This window comes from Actinomadura sp. 9N215 (assembly GCF_044326345.1).
GTDB lineage: Bacteria > Actinomycetota > Actinomycetes > Streptosporangiales > Streptosporangiaceae > Spirillospora.
The window spans coordinates 123,434-141,526 of the sequence record NZ_JBIRBA010000006.1; the positions used below are offsets into that span (position 1 = coordinate 123,434).

An 18,093-nucleotide genomic window follows, 5' to 3' on the forward strand; every position below is an offset into this window, starting at 1 on the left:
GGCGGCAGTGCACCGCACCCCGCCGGCGCACGGTACGGCGCATGATCAGGAGGCTCGGGCGGACGCGTCCAGGTCGGCGGCCTGGCCCGCCTCCTGCGCGGCGTCCCGGGCGGCGTCCCCGGCGGCGCCCTGGCCCGCGTCGGCGCCGAGCTGGCGGACCTGGCGGTAGACGTGGCTCCGCAGCCGCGCGAAGTCGGGCAGCTCCTTCGTCGTCAGCTGGTCGCGCGGACGCGGCAGGTCGACGTCGATGATCTCCCGCACCCGGGTGGGCCGCGGGGTCAGCGCGATCACGCGGTCGGCGAGGTAGACGGCCTCGTCGATGTCGTGGGTCACGAACACCACGGTCACGCCGTAGTCGTGGCGCAGCCCGAGGGTCAGGTCCTCCAGGTCGGCGCGGGTCTGCGCGTCGAGGGCGGCGAACGGCTCGTCCATGAGCAGGATCTGGGGCTCGTACGCGAGCGCGCGGGCGATCGCCACGCGCTGCTGCATCCCGCCCGAGAGCTGCCACGGGTACTGCTTGCCGACGTCGGCGAGCCCGACGGCCGCCAGCGAGTCGCTGATCAGCTTCCGGCGCTTGGCACGGTCCAGCCGCTTGCGCCGCAGCGGGAACGCGACGTTCTCCGTCACCGACATCCAGGGGAACAGCGACCTGCTGTAGTCCTGGAAGACGATCGCCATGTCGTCGGGGGTGCGGTCGACCTTCCGGCCGTCCACCCGGACCTGCCCCTTCGAGGCGGGCATCAGGCCCGAGAGGCAGCGCAGCAGCGTGGTCTTCCCGCAGCCGGACGGACCGACCACGCACACGAACTCGCTGCGCGCGACGGTGAAGCCGATCTCGTCGATCGCGTGCACCGCCCGGTCGCCGCCGCCGTAGGTCTTGCCGAGGCCGTCGACCTCCAGCATCGGCCGTTCGTCGGTCATCAGGATGCTCCCTTTCGTGCTCCGTGGTGCCAGCGCAGCGCGCGACGCTCGATGGTGCCGAAGGCCAGGTTGAACAGGTAGCCGAGGATTCCGAGCAGCACCATCCCGGACCACATCTCGGGGATCGCGAAGGTGCGCTGGGACTCCAGGATGAAGTAGCCGATCCCGCGGGTGCTGGCGACCATCTCGCTGATCACCATCAGGATCAGCGACAGCGAGAGGGACACCCGCATCCCCGCGAAGATCTGCGGCGCGGCGGCCGGGAGGACGACGCGCGCCAGCAGGTCGCGCCGGGGGACGCGGTACGCGCGGGCGCTGTCGATCAGCCCCGGGTCGACGCCGCGGACGCCGTCGATGGTGTGCATCAGGACGGGGAACAGCCCGACCATCAGGATGATGAACACCTTCATGCTCGTCCCGACGCCCAGCACGACGATCCCGAACGGGATCAGCGCCGGCGGCGGGATCGCCCGGACGAACTCGATGACCGGCGCCAGCGCCGTCCGCAGCGTGCGCACCAGGCCGATGAGGATGCCGAGCGGCACCCCGATGACGATCGACAGCGCGAACCCGGCGAGCATGTTGGTCAGGCTGGGCACGACGTCCGACCCGACCCGCTCGAAGAGCCACGTGTCCTGGAAGACGTCGAGGATCGTCGTCAGCGGCGGGTAGAAGATGTTCGTGCTGCCGGACGACCACAGCCCCCAGCCCAGCAGGACGAGGACGGGCGCCGCGATCTGGATGCCCAGCAGCACCGCGCGGCGGTTCACCGCGCCCTCCCTGGACTGACCGCCCGCCACCCTCGACTCTCCGTGCGCCACCCTGGATTCACTGTGCGCCTCCCTGGACTCGCTGCGACGGGTGCCACCGGAGCAGCCGCTTCTCGATGGCGACGAAGACGAGGTTGAGCAGCACCCCGAGCAGGCCGGTCGCGATGATGAACGCGTACATGAGCTCGAACCGTCCGCCCGCCTGCGCCACGGTGATCGACTGGCCGAGCCCGGGCGCCCCGATCACCAGCTCGGCGGTGACGCAGAGGATCAGCGCGGTGGTCGACGCCACCCGCAGCCCCGGCGCGATGTAGGGCACCGCGCTCGGCAGCACCACCGACCGCAGCGTGTCGAGCGGACGGGCCCGGAACGAGCGCGCGGTGTCGAGGGCGACCGGCTCGACGTCCCGCATCCCGTAGATGGTGGCGACGAGGATCGGCCAGCTGGCGGCGAACGTCGCCAGGAAGATCTTGCTCTGCAGGCCGGTCCCGAGCACCAGCACGACCAGCGGGATCAGCGCGACCGACGGGATCGGGCGCAGGAACTCGATGACCGCGCTGGTGGCGGCGTGCAGGACGGCGTTCGAGCCGATCGCGAGGCCGAGCAGCACCGCGATCACCGCGGCGAGCCCGAAGCTGATCGCCCAGCCCTGCAGGGTGTCGCCGACGGCGTTCCACAGTTCCGTGCCGCCGGCCAGTCCGGCGAGTTCCCGGAGGTCGGCAGAGATGCGCGGAAACGTCTTCTCCGGCAGCAATCCCGCTATCGTGGAGAACTCAAGGACGGCCAGCACCGCCACGAGCCCCGCTGCGCCGAGAAGCCCATCGATGAACTTCGGCGTTCGCGGGAGTCGCCGTCTCATGCCAGGAACGCTTGACGTCGACATGGTCGCAGTCCGGGTCAACGAATACTCCTTCTGGGGGCGGCTCCTCGTCGCCTCCCGCGTCGTCGCGCAGGCCAAGCCCGGCCGCACATCGTGGAAATCCGGGCGCGCCGGCGCACCGCGGTCCGCTCGGTTGACCGGCGCGGTCGCCACCAGATTGCAATCTAACCTCAAACTGAATATATTGAGCATGATGATTATCTGTCAAGATGTGGTGGCTGTCCCGCCGGGCGTCCGCCGGCCGACCGTTACTCGACTCACTCCCCTGGAGAGCGACCGGTGAGCGTTCCCGAGCGTCCTGGCCGCGCCGAGTGGCGGCTGTCGCGCGCCGAGGCCATCGCCCGCGAGATCGAGCGCAAGATCATCGAGGCTTCGCTGCCGGACGGCAGCCGGCTCGGCACCAAGGAGGATCTGCGCCAGGAGTACGGCGTCGCCGTCGGGACCGTGAACGAGGCGGTCCGGCTCCTGGAGATGCGCGGCGTGGTGTCCGCCAAGCCCGGCCCCGGGGGCGGTCTCTTCGCGCTCCGCACGCCGGGCCATGTGCGCGTCAACCATCTGATCCTCGGGCTGCGCGAGAACGGCGAGGCCAGCGCGCAGTGCCTGGCGGTGCGCGACGCCCTGGAGGAGCCCATCCTCATGGACGCCGCCGTCCACCGCACCGACGAGGACCTGGCCGACCTGCGCCGGCTGCTGGAGCGCATGGACGAGCGGCGCGGCGACGCCGCCGGGTTCCTGCGCGCCAACTGGGCCGTGCACCGGCGGATCGCCGAGATCACCCCCAACGCGGTCCTGCGCGTCATCTACACCACGATGCTCGACATGATCGAGAACGAGATCGAAGAGGTCAGCTCCGACGCCCTGTTCACGGCGAGCAAGACCTTCCGCATCCACGTCGCGCTGGTCGACGCGGTCGAGTCGCAGGACAGCGCCCGCGTCCGCCGCGCCGTCCGGCGCCACAGCCCACCCACGTCGGTCATCAACTGACCGCGTGGAGGACGGTCTAGGCGCGGTGGACGATCTTTCCGTCGACCGCGGTGGCCAGGACGGGTAGGTCGCGCAGCTCGTCCGGCGCGCACCGTTCCGGGTCGCCGCCCAGCGCCACCCAGTCGGCCCGCATGCCAGGACGCAGCGTCCCGACCGCGTGGTCGTTGAACGCGGCGTACGCGGCGTCGACGGTGTACATCCGCAGCGCCGCGTCCACGCCGACCCGCTCGTCCGGGCCGAGCGGCCCGCCGCTCGGCGCGTGGTGGCGGGTCACCGCCTGCCAGATGCCGCGCAGCGGCTGGAACGGCGTGATGGGCGAGTCCGAGCCGCCCGCCACCCGGACGCCCGCGCGCCGCCAGGTCGCCAGCGGCGCCGCGGCGGCCGCGGCGTCCCGGCCGAGCTGGGCGATGAGGCGGTCGGCGAACTGCTCCTGCATGGTCGGCTGCGCGGCCACGACCACGCCGAGCCGGCGGGCGTCGGCCATGTTGCGCTCCGACGGCGTCAGGTACGCGTGGATGGCCTGGCAGCGCAGCGGTCCCAGCGCGGCCACCCGATCGGCCTGATCGAGGACGTCGAAGAGCACGTCGAGCGCCCCTCCCCCGACGGCGTGCACGCCCAGCCCCCAGCCGTGCTTCACCAGCCCGGTCGCGAGGGCCCGCAGCGCGTCGGGGTCGAGCAGCAGCTGGCCGTGGTCGCCGCATCGTCCGGGCCAGGGCTCACGCAGGTATGCCGTTCCCAGCGAGCCGCCGCCGTCCAGGAACACCTTGACGGGTCCGAGGCGCAGCCGGTCGTCGCCGAAGCCGGAGCCCACGCCCAGGCCGGTGAGGCGCGCGATCTCGTCGTCGACGGATGCGCCCGCCACCTGCAGCGGCATCGCGGTCACCCGGAGCGGCAGCTCGCCGTCGGCGCGCATCCCCTGGTAGGTGGCGAGTTCCTCGGTGCGCAGGCCCGGCTCGACCACCGAGGTCAGCCCGGCGGCGAGGGCCTCCCGCGCCGCGGCGGCGATCCCGGCGCGGCGGGCCCGGTCGTCCGGCGGGGGCATGTGGCGGCGGACGAGCTCGATCGCCGGGGGCTCGATCAGCACGCCGGTGAGCCGTCCGCCGGCGTCCCGGCCGAGGCGTCCGCCGGGCGGGTCGGGCATGGCGTCGGTGAGCCCGGCCAGCTTCAGCGCGACCGAGTTCGCCGCGCCCTCGTGGCCGCAGCGCAGGATCAGGACCGGACGGCCGGGGCACGCGCGGTCGAGTTCGTCGCGGGTCGGCAGGCGCCGCTCGGCGATGTCCTCGACCTCCCACCCGTCGGCGGAGACGATCCACGGCGCCTCGGGGTGGGCGTCGGCCCAGGCGCGGGTCGCCGCGACGACGCCCTCGATGCTGCGCTCGCCCGCCAGGTCGAGGAGGACGTGCGCGAGCCCGGTCCACAGCAGGTGCATGTGCGTGTCGATCAGTCCCGGCAGGACGGTCGCGCCGCCCAGGTCGAGGACGCGCGCGTGCTCGCCGAGCGCCGCGCGGGCCTGGTCGAGCGTGCCCGCCGCGACGACGCGCTCGCCGCGGACCGCCAGCGCCTCGGCCCGCGGCCGCGCCGCGTCCATGGTGACGACGGACCCGGCCAGGACGATGTAATCGCCATCATGATTCGTCATAACGATTGTACGTTATCAGTCAGACCAGGGCGTATACACCGTTGACGATAACATCCTAATGATGATAATCGTTCTGGTCATAACAGGCGATATGCGCCGTGTACCGCGCGGAGGAGTGAGGCCATGATGAGAACGATCCGGCGGCGCCGGCTCCAGGTGGCCGTGGCGGCGCTCGTGGCCGGCCTCGCCGCCGCGGGCTGCGGCTCGGGCGGAGCGTCGGCGGGCAAGACCGACTCCGAGGGCGTGACCACGGTGAAGGTCGGCCTGATCCCGATCACCGACGTCGCGCCGCTGTACCTGGGCGTGCGGAAGGGGTTCTTCGCCGAGCAGAAGCTCAAGGTCGACGCGCAGCTGGCCGCGGGCGGCGCGGCGATCGTGCCCGCCGTCGTCAGCGGCAGCAACCAGTTCGGCTTCTCCAACAACGTGTCGCTGATCGTCGCCAAGAGCAAGGGCGTGCCGCTGCAGGCCATCACGCCGGGCGTCGGCATCGCCCCGGGCAACGACGAGGCGTGCCAGGTGCTCGTCCCCAAGGCCAGCCCCATCCGTGGCGTCAAGGACCTGCCCGGCAAGACCCTGGCGGTCAACACCCTCAACAACATCGGCGACGTCACGATCCGCGCCGCGCTGGAGAAGGGCGGCGTCGACCCGGGCTCCGTGAAGTTCACCGAGATCGGCTTCCCCGACATGGTCACCGCGATCAACACGGACCGCATCGACGCGGCCTGGGAGTGCGAGCCGTTCGTCACCTCGCTGCTGGACCGTGGCGCCAGGTCCATCCTCAACAACTACGCCGAGACCCACCCGAAGCTGGCGGTGGCCTCGTACTTCACCTCCGCGGCCTACGCCAAGAGCAACCCCGACGTGGTGCGCCGGTTCGACGCGGCCGTCCGCAAGTCGCTGGAGTACGCCAACGCCCACACCGACGAGATCCGCGGGATCCTCTCCGAGTACACCAAGATCCCCGCGGCCCAGGCGACCCGGATCAAGATGATCGCCTGGCCGACCACGTTCGAGCGGACGTCGATCGAGGAACTGGTGCGGCTGACGCAGAAGTACAAGCTCGTCGACAAGCCGGTCGGCCTGGACGACCTCATCCAGGAGCCGAAGACCTGACCCGCCGCCCACCCTGACGCCCGACCTGCGGGGGCCGATGAAGGTGGGCCGGATCCTCCGGGATCCGGCCCACCTTCCGCGTTCGGTGCGGCGCCCGCCCTACGGCTTGGCGGAGGCGGCGCCCAGCACGGACGCGGTCCCCAGCCCCTCGACGTGGACCTCGACCCGCGCCGCCGGGAACGGCGCCGCGGCGGTCGCGCCGCCCGCGAGGACGACGTGACCGGCGCGCAGCGGCATCCCCTGGCGGCGGGCGATCCGCAGCAGCTCGGGCAGCGCCCGGTCCGGATGGCCGAGGATGGCGTCGGTGGAGCCCGTCTCGGCGACGGCGCCGTCCACGGTGAGGCGGACCTCGCGTCCGCCCAGGTCCGGGCCGAGCGGCTGCCAGGCGCCGACGACGAACCCGGCGGACGAGGCGTTGTCGGCGATCACGTCCGGCAGGCTGAACCGGAAGTCGCGGTACCGCGAGTCGATGATCTCCAGGGCGGGCGCGACCGCGTCCACGGGCAGCTCGTCGTCGTCCGGGACGACGTCGCGGGCGATCCGGTAGGCGACCTCCGGCTCGACGCGCGGGTGGATGAACCGGGCCAGGTCGACCGCGCCGCCGTCGGGGACGCGCATGGCGTCGGTGAGCCGCCCGACGATCACCTCGGACACGCCCATCTGCGCCATCTTCGCCTTGCTGGTGAAGCCGAGCTTGAGCCCGGCCTGCCGCTCCCCCCGCGCCAGGCGGCGGGCGATCACCCCGTCCTGGATCGCGTACGCGTCGGCGGGGGTGAGTCCGGCCGGGAGCTGCCCGACCGCGACCACGGTGTGCTGCGCGCCGTCCAGGCGTTCGGCCGCCAGGTCCAGCGCGCCGGTGTCGGTGGTCATGAGCTGCCCATCTCCTTCGTCTCGGCCCGGTGTGTCATATCGGCCCGGGCCTCAGGTCGGCCCGGGCCGTCGGGTCGGCTCGGGTTCGCGGCGGTGGACGCGGCCGACCGCCGGGAGGCCCACGTAGTTCTCGCAGAAGTCCCGCATCGCCGACTCCGACGTGCAGACGTGCTTCAGCTCGGCGTGCTGCAGCCGCCATTCCATCGGGTCGCCCGGGTCGTGGTGCAACAGCGACGTCATCGAACGGGAGAACTGCTGGGCGCGCCAGACGCCGCGCAACGCGTCGTCGGAGTAGGCGTCCAGCGCCGTCCGGTCGCCGGACTCGTACCAGGTGCACAGCGCGTCGGCGAGCAGCCGCACGTCGGCCGCGGCGAGGTTGAGGCCCTTCGCGGCGGTCGGCGGGACGATGTGCGCGGCGTCCCCGGCGAGGAACAGCCTCCCGTACCGCATCGGCTCCACGACGAAACTCCGCATCGCGGTGACGCTCTTCTTCGTGATGACGCCTTCCGCGAGCGGCGCGCCGTCGTCGGTGCCGAGCCGCAGCTGGAGTTCCGCCCAGACGCGGTCGTCGGGCCAGTCGGCCAGGTCCGCGTCCGGCGGCACCTGCAGGTAGAAGCGGCTGATCTCGCTCGACCGCATGCTGTGCAGCGCGAACCCGCGCTCGTGGCACGCGTAGACCAGCTCGAACGTGGACGGCGCGACGTCCGCCAGCACGCCGAGCCAGGCGAAGGGGTAGACGTGCTCGTAGGCCGTCAGCACGCCGGACGGGATCGACGGCCGCGACACCCCGTGGAAGCCGTCGCAGCCCGCGATGAAGTCGCAGGCCAGGACCTTCTCGGTGCCGTCGGCCGTCCGGTAGCGGACCTTCGGGTGGTCGGTGTCGGGCCCGTCCAGCCGCACGTCGCCGACCTCGAACTCCAGCGGGAGGCCCGAGGCGGCGCGGGCCTCGATCGCGTCGCGGACGATCTCCTGCTGGCTGTACATGACCGCGGTGCAGCCGCCGGTCAGCTCGGCCATGGGGATCCGGTAGCGGGTCCGGTCGAAGCGCATCTCGAACCCGTGGTGGACGAACGCCTCACGGCGCATCCGCTCGTCCAGGCCCAGCTCTTCGAGGAGCCGCGCAGTGCGATGTTCCAGCATGCCCGCCCGGATGCGGCCCTCCACATGGGCGCGCGACCGATGCTCCAGGATCACCGCGTCGACGCCGCCGAGTTCCAGCATCCGGCCGAGGAGCAGACCGGCCGGGCCGGCTCCGATGATGGCGACCTGTGTTCGTTCCATGGTGGACTCCACTCGGGGGCCGGTCACCGGCTCTGACGCGGGCGAAGACGTAGACGCGGGACGTAGACGTGGACGTGGACGCGGTTCAGTAGGGCTGTAGCACTTCGCCGCAGTTGTCGCACGTGCGGGCCTGCTCGTCGTCGAAGAAACGCTGGTAGGCCTGGCCGACCGGGTCGGTGGAGTAGTCGGCGACGTGGCACGACTCCTCGTGCAGGAACTCGCCGCAGCCCTGGCAGAACCACTGGAAGCGGTCCAGCTCGCCGGGGCGGCGGAGCCGCTCGATGACGATGATGAAGGCGTCCGGGTCGAACCGCGGGGAGTGCGGGAGCCGCGACGGCGTGAAGATCGCCGAGCCCTCCGGGATCACGTCGACCACCTCGGTGCCGTCCGGCTGGCGGCTGTGCAGGCGGAGCTCGCCCCGGATGGTGTACATCACCTCGTCGCTCGGGTTGAGGTGGAACTCGCTGCGGTATTCGCGTCCCCGCGCGACGAAGGCGAGGGACTCGCTGTGCTGCCACAGCACCTCCACGCGCCTGCCGCTCTCGCCGAGGCGCTCGGCGATCGCGTCGAGGTCGACGACGGGCATACGGTACGGCTCGGTCATGGTGCTCCTTCCCAGCGTCCTGGCGTCCCCGTGTCCTGGGCGGCCCGGCCGGCTACTTGGGCTCGACGGCGGCGACGCACTCCACCTCGACCAGGACGCCGGCCCGGTGCGGGGGCGCGTTCACGGTCGTGCGCGCGGGGAAGCTCTCGCAGTCCTCGAAGAACTCCCGGTACGCCTGGTTGAACTCGGGGAACTGGGCGGCGTCGCGCAGGTAGCAGTTGCACTTGAGGATCGAGTCCTTGGTCCCGCCTGCGGCCTCGACCACCGCGACCAGGTTGGTGAGGGTCTGCCGGACCTGCTCGGCGAGGTCGTCGGACACGATCGTGCGGGTGGCCGGGTCCAGCGGGCCGGTCCCCGAGCAGAAGATCAGGTCGCCGTGCACGATCGCCTGCGACAGCGGAGGCGTGGTCCCCGTCGAGAAGCCGACCTTGGGCGCGTTGCTGGAACTGATCGAGATCTTCGACATGTCACTCCTCGGTTGGCTCGGCGTGCCCGGCCGGGGGCCAGCGCTCGCGGTGACTCTAACGACCATGTTGATTAGAGTCAATGTCCGATTTCCCGGACACCGGCGTGAGGTCACCTACACACCCGCCGATTGTCAGTCACACACATATCCATCATAATGGTTATCTGAAACAGGCCAGTGGGAGACCCAGCGGAGGACGGGGATGACATCGACCAGCGGGCGCGCCTCGGCGGGCCCCGATCCGGGACCGGACGGGCCGTCGACGGTGGACGTCCACGCGCACGCGCTGCCGATGCCCCTGCTCCGCCACCTCGCCGACCGCGGCTACGCGGACCTGTCCGGAGTGGACGCCGGAACCCTGCTGCTGGACCCGAGGGTGTCCGGGGTCGCCAAGGGCGCCCGCATCCCGCTGCCCGCCGCCCAGTACGACGTCCGCCGCCGCCTCGCCGCCATGGACGCCGCTGGCATCGACGCGCAGCTCGTCGCGGCCCCGCCGTTCGTGTTCGGCTCGACCTCCGACGATCACGAGCTGGTCATGGAGATCACCCGCCGCTCCAACGACGCGCTCGCCGAGCACGTCGCGACCGGCGGGCGGCGGCTCGCGGCGCTGGGCACGGTGCCGGTCGGGCTGCCCGGAGCGGCCCGGGAGGCGGCCCGCTGCCTGGACGAGCTCGGCATGGCCGGCCTGACGACCGGCACCTTCGGCGGCGGCCGCGAACTCGACGACCCGGTCAACGAGGACGTCTGGAGCCTGCTGACGGAACGCCGCGCGTTCTGCCTCGTCCATCCGAGCCGCGCGTCGTCCCCCGCCCGGCTGCGCGAGTACCACCTGGTGCAGTTGCTGGGCTACCCGGCGGAGACGGCCCTCGCCGCGGCGCGGCTGATCTTCGGCGGCGTCCTGGACCGGCACGATCCCGTCCTGTGCCTGGTGCACGGCGGCGGCTGCCTGCCCGCGCTGACGCCCCGGCTGGACCTCGGCTGGCAGCGCAAGCGGGAGGCGCGGACCACCCCGACGTCCCCGCGCGACCACCTGCGCCGCTTCCACTTCGACACCGCGGTCTTCGACGGGACCGCGCTCCGCCGCCTGATCGAGGACGTCGGGCACGGCAACGTCCTGCTCGGCACGGACCTGCCGTTCGACCTCGCCGACGTCGACGCGGTCGCCGCGATCCGCGGACAGGACCTGCCGCCCGACGCCGAGCGGGCGATCCTCGCCGGGAACGCGACACGGCTGGTCCCCGCCCTCACCGCCCCTTCCCGCCAGGAGGATCCGACATGCCCCTCGTCCAGGTCACCTTGGCCGCAGGACGGTCGCCCGACCAGATCCGAGAACTGATCAGCGAGGTGCACGACGCGGTCGTGCGCTCCACCGGGACCGATCCGGCGCGCGTACGGGTGCTCGTCCACGAGCTGCCACCGACACATTGGGCCGCGGGCGGGATCACGCTCGCCGAGCGCGACGTCCCCAGCACCGCCGACACCGCCAGCACTACAGAGGAATGAGGGTTGACCACGACATGGAGTTCTACGGCCACGTCATCGACGGTGAGGAAGTCGAGTCCCAGGACGGCGCACGGTTCGACGATGTCGACCCCTGGACCCGGAAGCCCTGGTCCGAGGTGGCCCTGGCCTCCGAGAAGGACGTGGAGACCGCGGTGGCGTCCGCGCGGCGGGCCTTCGACGACGGCCCCTGGCCGCGCATGGGCTACACCGAGCGCGGACGCGTCCTGCACCGCCTCGCCGAGCTGGTGGAGCAGAACAAGCGGGAGCTCGGCCTGGCGGACACCCGCGACATGGGCAAGCCGGTCACCCAGAGCATCGGCAACGACGTCAGCCGCTCCGCCCTGAACATCAGCTTCTTCGCCGACCACGCCCGGCTGGCGGCGGCGGACGCGCTGCCGATGGACAGCGGCCACCACGCCTACACCCGGTACGGCCCGGCCGGTGTCGTCGCCGCCATCGCGCCCTGGAACTTCCCGTTGATGCTGGAGACCTGGAAGGTCGCACCCGCCTTGGCGTGGGGCAACACCGTCGTGTTGAAGCCCGCCGAGGACAGCCCGGCGTCCGCGACGCTCCTGGCGCGGCTGGCGCTCGAAGCGGGCATCCCGCCGGGCGTGTTCAACGTCGTCCACGGCTACGGGCCGGGGTCGGCCGGGCAGGCGCTGACCGAGAGCACCGCGATCGACCGGATCACCTTCACCGGCGCGTCGAGCACCGGCCGCGCCATCGCCGGGATCGCGGGCGCGAACCTGGTCCCGGTGAGCCTGGAGCTCGGCGGCAAGGGCGCCAACCTCGTCTTCGCCGACGCCGACCTGGACAAGGCCGTGGAGTGGTCCATCAAGGCCATCTTCACCAACGCGGGCCAGGTGTGCCTGGCGGGCAGCAGGCTCTACGTGCAGCGCGGCGTCTACGAGGAGTTCCTCGACCGGTTCGCCGCCGCGGCGAAGGCGATGGTGATCGGCGACCCGTCCGAGCCGGCCACCCAGCTCGGCCCGCTCGCCTCCGAGGAGCACTTCACGAAGGTGCGCGGCTACATGGAGACCATCGAGGCGGAGGGCGGCCGGATCCGCACCGGGGGGTTCGGCGACGGCTGGGTCGTCCGCCCGACGGTGATCACGGACATGCCGCAGGACGCCCCGCACTGGCGGGAGGAGATCTTCGGCCCGGTCGTGGTCGTGGCGCCCTTCGACACCGAGGCCGAGGCGGTCGCCATGGCCAACAACACCGAGTACGGCCTGAACGCCATGGTGTTCACCGAGAACCTGAGCCGGGCCCACCGCGTGTCCGCCGCGCTCAGCGCCGGGACGGTCTGGGTGAACTGCTTCTTCATCCGCGACCTGCGCGCCCCGTTCGGCGGGGTCGGCGCCTCCGGCGTCGGCCGCGAGGGCGGCGACTTCAGCCGCGAGTTCTTCACCGAGCCGAAGGCGGTCGTCATGCAGATCGACCAGTCGTAACCGACGTCACCGCGATCGCCGTGTACGCGCAGAGCACGGCGAGCCCGGCCCACCACGGGAGCGGGAAGTACCCTGCCGACGGTGCATAATGCGCTGTCACCTGCGGATACTCCACCATCGTCTGCTGGACGGCGAAGCCCGCCGCCGGGGTGAGCCGCAGCAGCCACTCGGAGAGCGCGTCGGGCAGCAGCGGGAACGCCGTGACGGCGTAGGGCACGGCGACCAGCGACGTCCCGAGGAGGACGGCCGCCCAGCCGCGGCGCAGCCGCACGCCGATCCCGAACGCGAGCACGGCGCAGAGCGCGAGCGCCGCCGCGACGCCGACGACCACGCGGGCGCCGGTCAGCACCGGCAACGGCTGCGTGGGGACGCCGTTGCCCTTGAGGATCGCCACGCCGACCGGGAGCGCGACGCCCACGGCGACCAGGCCGGTGACGAAGGCGGCCGCCCCCACGACGGCCGACCGGTCGACGATCACGCGGCGGGAGGTCGTGCCGCGCGCTGTGCCGCGCGCCGTGCGGGCGCCGTAGCGGGCCCCGACGACCAGCATGATGATCAGCGTGACGGTGAGGCCGGGCAGGGTCTTCTCGACGGTACGCGCGCCCTCCTCGTTGCGCGGCCCGATGTCGCCGGTGCCGCTGACGGTGATCACGCCGTCCCTCTCCACCGCCCCGGACGCGTGGTGGGACTTCTCCCAGTCGGTGTGGTTCATCTCGCCGACCGGGTCGCTCTTCCACGCGCCGCCGGCGCCGCCCGCGACGGAGACGTTGTCGAAGACGCCGACCGCCTGGGTGAACCGGACCTCCTCGATCGCGCCGCCCAGCCCGGTGTCGCGGAGCGTGAGGTCACCCGGGGATGCGGCGAAGAGGCCGACCTGCGCGGTGTCCGGCAGCCCGTCGAGCCTGGCCTTCGCGACCGTGCGCCACCGCCTGCCGTCGGACGACTCGGCGCCGGTGACGGTGTCGCCCGAGCGGGTCAGGCGCAGCCAGCGCGGAGAACGGTCCGAGACGCCGTCAGCGCTTCCGGCGACGTCGTGGTCGTAGTCGTCCTGGAAGCGCACGCCGTGGCGGCCGGTCATCATGAGCGCGGCGTACCGCGAGCCCCGCCGCGTGCCGTCCTTGACGATGATCCCGGCCTTCGCCCACGGCACGAGTCCGGACACGATCCGGTCGTGGCCGGGCGGCGGGTAGGTGATCGTCCCGGTCATCGAGGTCATCCGGACCGTGATGGCGCCCTCGGGGCCGAGGTCGCGATGCAGGAACCAGAACTGGTCGCTGACGACGCGGCCGTCGCCGGTGGCGGGGGCGTCCGGGCAGGGCCCGTCGCAGGACGCGCGGTCGCCCGAGGTGACGAGCACGGCGATAGCGATGAGGGCGAGGGCCGCGGCGGCCAGGGCGAGCAGGCGGCCGGGGCGGCGGAACGCGGTCCATTCCCGCCGCAGCGGTTCGGTGTTCGGCATGCCGCCGGTTCTACAGATCGGCGCGTAGCACGGCCCGAACCACGGTCGTCATGCCGGTGTTAGGCGCCGCGCGGCATGCTGGAGGGATGATCAGCCTGCGCAGCGGGACCGTGGGAGCACGGTTCACGATCTTGTTCGCCGTCGTGTTCCTCGCGTTCGCCGTCGTGCTCCTGGGCCTGACGTTCCTGCTCTCCGCCGGCGACACGACCAGCGTCGCCCCAGCCGGGAACGCTCCCGTCCAGGGCGGTCTCGACCCTGCGCGGCAGCGCGTCCTGCACCTGGAGGAGCAGCTGGCCACGGTGCACGCGCAGCAGGCCCGCCGGCTGCTGGCCGGGTCGCTGGGGGCGCTGCTGGTGATGGCGGCCGTCGCGCCGCTGCTCGGCCGGGTGCTCGCACGGCGCGTCCTGCGTCCGCTGCGGCTCATCACCAGCGTCACGCGGCGCATCTCCGCGGAGAGCCTCGACCGGCGGCTCGCCGTCACCGGACCGGACGACGAGGTGAAGGACCTCGCCGACACCATCGACGGGCTCCTCGAACGGCTCGAAGGGTCGTTCGACGCGCAGCGCCGCTTCGTGGCCAACGCGTCCCACGAGCTGCGCACGCCGCTGGCGACGATGCGGGCGTCACTCGACGTCGCGGTCGCCAAGCCCGGCCCGGACGCCTCGACCGTGGCGCTCGCGGACCGGCTGCGCACGCAGCTGGACCGGGTCGATCACCTGCTGGACGGGCTCCTCGTCCTGGCCAGGGCGCAGCACGGCGCGCTGGCGGACGCCGCCCCCGTCGACCTCGCCGAGCTGGTCGGCGCGGCGCTGGGCGAACGGTCCGCCGGCGTCCGGACGAAGGCGCTCAGCGTGACGGTCGACCTGCCGCCGGGAACGGCCGCCCAGGGCAGTCCGGCACTGCTGGCACGGCTGGTGGACAACGTCGTCGACAACGCCGTGGCACACAACGAGCGCGACGGATGGATCCGGATCACCGGGCACGCGCGCGGGGCGGAGGTGGCGCTCGTCGTCGAGACCGGCGGGCGCGTCCTCGACCAGGCGCGGGTCGACCGGCTGGTGCGGCCGTTCGAGCGGCTCGGCGGCGAGCGCACCGGCTCCTCGGGGCTCGGCCTGTCCATCGTGGCCGCGGTCGCCGCCGCCCACGGCGGCCGGGTCGCCCTGCTCGCCCGTCCCGAGGGCGGCCTGCGCGTGTCGGTCGCGCTGCCGGTCGCCATGCCGGGCGCGCGGCCGGACGCGGACGTGCCGGTGCCGGCATGAGGATCCTCGTCGTCGAGGACGACCAGGCGCTCGCCGAGGTCGTCGCCGAAGGGCTGCGCGACCAGGGAATGGCCGTCGACCTCGCCCACGACGGCCTGGTCGCCGCCGCCAAACTCGACCTCACCGCGCACGACGTGGTCGTCCTGGACCGGGACCTGCCCGGCCTCCACGGCGACACGCTCTGCCAGATGGTCACGGAGCGGGCGGACCGGCCGATGGTCCTGATGCTGACCGCGGCCAGCGCGCCCGGCGACCGCGTCAGCGGGCTGACCCTGGGCGCGGACGACTACCTCGCCAAGCCCTTCCACTTCCCCGAGCTGATCCTGCGCATCCACGCGCTGGCCCGCCGCAGGCCGCACGCGCGCCCCCGGACGCTGCACGCCGCCGGGATCGAGCTCGACCCGGTGCGCCGGACCACCGTCCGCGACGGGCGGCGCCTCAACCTCTCGGTGAAGGAGTTCGCCGTGCTGGAGGCGCTGCTGCGGGCGACCCCCGGCTTCCTGAGCGCCGAGACGCTGCTCGACCAGGTCTGGGACGAGAACGCCGACCGCTTCACCAACACCGTCACCGTGACGGTGGGCCGGCTGCGCCGCAAGCTCGGCGACCCGCCCGTCATCGAGACCCTGCCCGGGGTCGGCTACCGGATCGCCTAGCCGGGCTCGCCGCTCCGGCGTCCGAGGGGGCCGCGCGCTGTGAGGACGGACGCGTCGGTGCCCCCGCCGCGCGCCACCCCGACCGGCCGCGACGACCTGTCGCGGGTGGGCGCAAGCTGCTTACCGACGCGACCGGCACGGCACCGGCCCCGCTCGCCGTCCTTTCCCCGAAAACGCTCGTCCCCGAGAACGCTCGTCCCCCGAGAACGCTTGCCGGACGTCATGATCTTGTCCCGCCCCGGGCGCCGCGGCAATCCTTTCAGCGCTGGCCAAAAGGATGGGTGGCCGGTGCGTGGTCCCGCCCGGGCGGGACCGGCAGGACGGCCTTTCCGGCGGCGGCGCCACCGTCCAGGAGTGCGTCACCGGTCGCCGTGGTGGTGTGCAGGACGGCCTTTCCAGTCCGGCGCGTGTCGATGAGCCCGGCGTCGCGGAGCACGGCGGCATGCTGGCTGGCGGCCGGGACGGACACGCCGACACGGTGGGCGAGGCCGCTGGTGGTGACCGGCCCGGCGGCCACCGCGCGCAGCACCGCCGCCCGGGTGCGGCCCAGCAGCAGGGCGAGGGCGCGTCCGTCCGCGGACGGGTCCGGCAGCGGCGGGAGGAGGGCGTCGGGCGCACCGGTGGCGGGGACGAAGAGCCACAGCTCGGGAGGGTTGTCCTCCCCCAACGAATAATCGAGCACCGGAGTCGGCCCCGGCCGGCAGAAAACAGAAGGGATGACGATCATCCCGCGACCGCCCAGCCGGTAATCGGCGTCATGCGGACTGGAAATCTCCAGCACCGGGGAATTCCACCGCACGGTGGGGTGCAGATTCCTCAGCATGTGCTCGACGCCGAAGTCCAGCAGCGCTCTTCCGTGTCCGGCGCGTTCGGCGCTCAGGCGCGCCTGGATCTGCGGCCAGTAGGGCGCCACGATCGCCTCGTGGGCGCCGCGGATGGCCGTCCCGAGCAGGTCGAGCCATTCCCGGTCCGCCGCGGCGATGTGGCGGGCCCAGCCGGGCAGCGGCATCATCGCGGCGGCATGCGCGACCTCGGCGGACAGGTGCTCGACGGTGCGGCCGCGCAGATTCTCCACCGCGTTCTCTATCGAGTCGGCGCGCCCGCAGAGGGTGTGCAGATCGAAGGTGAGCGGCTGGGGAGGCAACAGCGGCGCGAGCATGAAGGCCTCCGGGCGACCCGTCAGCCGGGCCCGGACGTCCGTGCTCCACTGCTGGAACAATCCGCGCTCACCGCGATGCCGCAGAAACCGGAATGCGAACAGCGTTTCCGCGACCGGATCGGGCGCCGCCACGCGCACCCGCGCGAGATCTTCAATGGTGAAATGGAAGCGCTTCGTCCCCACGCACATCACCCCGACCGATCGGGCCAGCGATCACACGCTACAGCACCCCGGACGGAGCGGTTTTCGAGTAACCGCCACGGTGCTCACCCTGACGAAACCGATGCTTCGACACACTCCGTCCTAGGTCGCCCGGCCGCGGCGCGGCGCCGCCTCGCGTGCCCGCATGGGCGCGGACGCACCGCGGCTCGGCCGAGCGGGTTCCGAATTCCAGGGAGAAGCGTGATGACACGACTGGTCGTAGTTTCGGGCGGGGAAACCGGGATCGGGAGGGCGGTCGCTCACCGGCTGGCCGGAGGCGGCGACCAGGTGGTGATCCTGGGCCTGCGTGCCGAGCTCCTGGAACAGGCCGCCGAGGAGATCAACACCGCGCTCGGCACGGACCGCGTCCGGTGGCATGGCGCCGACCTCACGCGGCCCGACGAGGTGCTGGACGCGGTCGCGGCGATCAACGAGGTCGGCGACCCGGTGGACGTCCTCGTCACCAACGCCGGCGGGCGCCCGCACGGCGACGCCGACGCCCCGGTGGAGGAGGCCGATTCCCGGCGGCGGCGCTACGACCCCAACGTGCTGGCGACGGTGCTGCTCACGCGGGCGCTGCTGCCGTACCTGCGCCGTCCGGGCGGTCGGGTGATCGCGACCGGGTCCGCCGCCGCGTCGCGCGGCACCGGGTCGTACGACGCCGCGAAGGACACCCTGCGCGCCTGGGCCCACGGCCTGGTGCCGACGCTGGCGGAGGACGGCATCACCATCGACGTGGTCGCGCCGCCCCTGGACCCGGACGTGGACCCGGACCCCGAGTCGGCGGCGTTCCGGCGGCACGCGGCGGCGCTGGACGGCCACCTCGACCGGCTCTTAGACCTCCTGAACACTCCCCGGCAGGGAAGCGAGCACGCCTGAG

General features: G+C 72.6%; 18 protein-coding genes. 8 read left to right on the forward strand and 10 right to left on the reverse strand.

The annotated features are described in order from the left end of the window. Positions 1 to 45: 45 nt before the first annotated feature. The 3 genes from ACH34T_RS12485 to ACH34T_RS12495 are packed head-to-tail and all read right to left on the reverse strand — an operon-like array spanning position 46 to position 2,550. Complete coding sequence (locus ACH34T_RS12485) at positions 46 to 921, reverse strand: ABC transporter ATP-binding protein (protein ID WP_395992219.1); 876 nt, start codon at positions 919 to 921, stop codon at positions 46 to 48. Beyond that, positions 921 to 1,691 (reverse strand): ABC transporter permease, encoded by a 771-nt coding sequence (locus tag ACH34T_RS12490; protein ID WP_395992220.1) that lies wholly within the window; start codon positions 1,689 to 1,691, stop codon positions 921 to 923. The genes ACH34T_RS12485 and ACH34T_RS12490 overlap by 1 nt, the downstream gene beginning before the upstream one ends. Before the next feature lie 58 nt (positions 1,692 to 1,749). After that, on the reverse strand, positions 1,750 to 2,550 hold the full coding sequence (locus tag ACH34T_RS12495) for an ABC transporter permease (protein ID WP_395992221.1): 801 nt from the start codon (positions 2,548 to 2,550) through the stop codon (positions 1,750 to 1,752). A 300-nt stretch (positions 2,551 to 2,850) separates the two neighbouring features. Between ACH34T_RS12495 and ACH34T_RS12500 the strand changes: the two genes are divergently transcribed. Beyond that, entirely contained in the window at positions 2,851 to 3,555 is a 705-nt protein-coding gene (locus ACH34T_RS12500; protein WP_395992222.1) for a FadR/GntR family transcriptional regulator, read from the forward strand. A gap of 16 nt (positions 3,556 to 3,571) precedes the next feature. On the opposite strand, the gene ACH34T_RS12505 is transcribed toward ACH34T_RS12500, so the two are convergent. Next, complete coding sequence (locus tag ACH34T_RS12505; RefSeq protein WP_395992223.1) at positions 3,572 to 5,194, reverse strand: amidohydrolase; 1,623 nt, start codon at positions 5,192 to 5,194, stop codon at positions 3,572 to 3,574. Positions 5,195 to 5,317: 123 nt separating this feature from the next. Here ACH34T_RS12505 and ACH34T_RS12510 point away from each other — a divergent pair, with 123 nt between their 5' ends. Then, on the forward strand, positions 5,318 to 6,307 hold the full coding sequence (locus ACH34T_RS12510; RefSeq protein WP_395992224.1) for an ABC transporter substrate-binding protein: 990 nt from the start codon (positions 5,318 to 5,320) through the stop codon (positions 6,305 to 6,307). 99 nt (positions 6,308 to 6,406) lie between these two features. Here the strand turns inward: ACH34T_RS12510 and ACH34T_RS12515 are convergent, their stop codons facing one another. From ACH34T_RS12515 to ACH34T_RS12530, 4 genes are all read right to left on the reverse strand, one after another. Beyond that, positions 6,407 to 7,177, reverse strand: coding sequence for a 2-keto-4-pentenoate hydratase (locus tag ACH34T_RS12515; protein ID WP_395992225.1), 771 nt, complete (start codon positions 7,175 to 7,177; stop codon positions 6,407 to 6,409). 51 nt (positions 7,178 to 7,228) lie between these two features. Then, positions 7,229 to 8,458 (reverse strand): 4-hydroxybenzoate 3-monooxygenase, encoded by a 1,230-nt coding sequence (locus ACH34T_RS12520; protein WP_395992226.1) that lies wholly within the window; start codon positions 8,456 to 8,458, stop codon positions 7,229 to 7,231. A gap of 85 nt (positions 8,459 to 8,543) precedes the next feature. Beyond that, entirely contained in the window at positions 8,544 to 9,062 is a 519-nt protein-coding gene (locus tag ACH34T_RS12525) for a 3-hydroxyanthranilate 3,4-dioxygenase (protein WP_395992227.1), read from the reverse strand. A 52-nt stretch (positions 9,063 to 9,114) separates the two neighbouring features. Beyond that, entirely contained in the window at positions 9,115 to 9,528 is a 414-nt protein-coding gene (locus tag ACH34T_RS12530; protein ID WP_395992228.1) for a RidA family protein, read from the reverse strand. A gap of 202 nt (positions 9,529 to 9,730) precedes the next feature. On the opposite strand from ACH34T_RS12530, the gene ACH34T_RS12535 reads away from it, so the two are divergent. The 3 genes from ACH34T_RS12535 to ACH34T_RS12545 are packed head-to-tail and all read left to right on the forward strand — an operon-like array spanning position 9,731 to position 12,482. After that, positions 9,731 to 10,864: an amidohydrolase family protein gene (locus tag ACH34T_RS12535; RefSeq protein WP_395992229.1), complete on the forward strand. Its 1,134-nt coding sequence runs from the start codon at positions 9,731 to 9,733 to the stop codon at positions 10,862 to 10,864. Beyond that, a complete protein-coding gene (locus ACH34T_RS12540; RefSeq protein ID WP_395992230.1) occupies positions 10,804 to 11,031 on the forward strand; it encodes a 4-oxalocrotonate tautomerase family protein in 228 nt (75 codons plus the stop codon). Before ACH34T_RS12535 ends, ACH34T_RS12540 begins: the two co-directional genes overlap by 61 nt. After that, positions 11,028 to 12,482, forward strand: coding sequence for an aldehyde dehydrogenase (locus tag ACH34T_RS12545; RefSeq protein ID WP_395992231.1), 1,455 nt, complete (start codon positions 11,028 to 11,030; stop codon positions 12,480 to 12,482). Before ACH34T_RS12540 ends, ACH34T_RS12545 begins: the two co-directional genes overlap by 4 nt. Here the strand turns inward: ACH34T_RS12545 and ACH34T_RS12550 are convergent. Continuing rightward, positions 12,460 to 13,941 carry a hypothetical protein gene (locus ACH34T_RS12550; protein WP_395992232.1) on the reverse strand — a complete coding sequence of 494 codons (1,482 nt, stop codon included), beginning with the start codon at positions 13,939 to 13,941 and terminating at the stop codon, positions 12,460 to 12,462. The genes ACH34T_RS12545 and ACH34T_RS12550 overlap by 23 nt on opposite strands. 86 nt (positions 13,942 to 14,027) lie before the next feature. Between ACH34T_RS12550 and ACH34T_RS12555 the strand changes: the two genes are divergently transcribed. Together ACH34T_RS12555 and ACH34T_RS12560 are read left to right on the forward strand one after the other, a co-directional pair. Next, entirely contained in the window at positions 14,028 to 15,200 is a 1,173-nt protein-coding gene (locus tag ACH34T_RS12555) for a sensor histidine kinase (RefSeq protein WP_395992233.1), read from the forward strand. Beyond that, entirely contained in the window at positions 15,197 to 15,853 is a 657-nt protein-coding gene (locus ACH34T_RS12560; protein ID WP_395992234.1) for a response regulator transcription factor, read from the forward strand. The genes ACH34T_RS12555 and ACH34T_RS12560 overlap by 4 nt, the downstream gene beginning before the upstream one ends. Positions 15,854 to 16,112: 259 nt before the next feature. Here ACH34T_RS12560 and ACH34T_RS12565 read toward each other — a convergent pair whose 3' ends face one another. Then, positions 16,113 to 17,195 (reverse strand): winged helix-turn-helix domain-containing protein, encoded by a 1,083-nt coding sequence (locus ACH34T_RS12565; protein WP_395992235.1) that lies wholly within the window; start codon positions 17,193 to 17,195, stop codon positions 16,113 to 16,115. A gap of 222 nt (positions 17,196 to 17,417) precedes the next feature. Here ACH34T_RS12565 and ACH34T_RS12570 point away from each other — a divergent pair, with 222 nt between their 5' ends. Beyond that, a complete protein-coding gene (locus ACH34T_RS12570) occupies positions 17,418 to 18,092 on the forward strand; it encodes an SDR family NAD(P)-dependent oxidoreductase (RefSeq protein WP_395992237.1) in 675 nt (224 codons plus the stop codon). Position 18,093 lies beyond the last annotated feature (1 nt).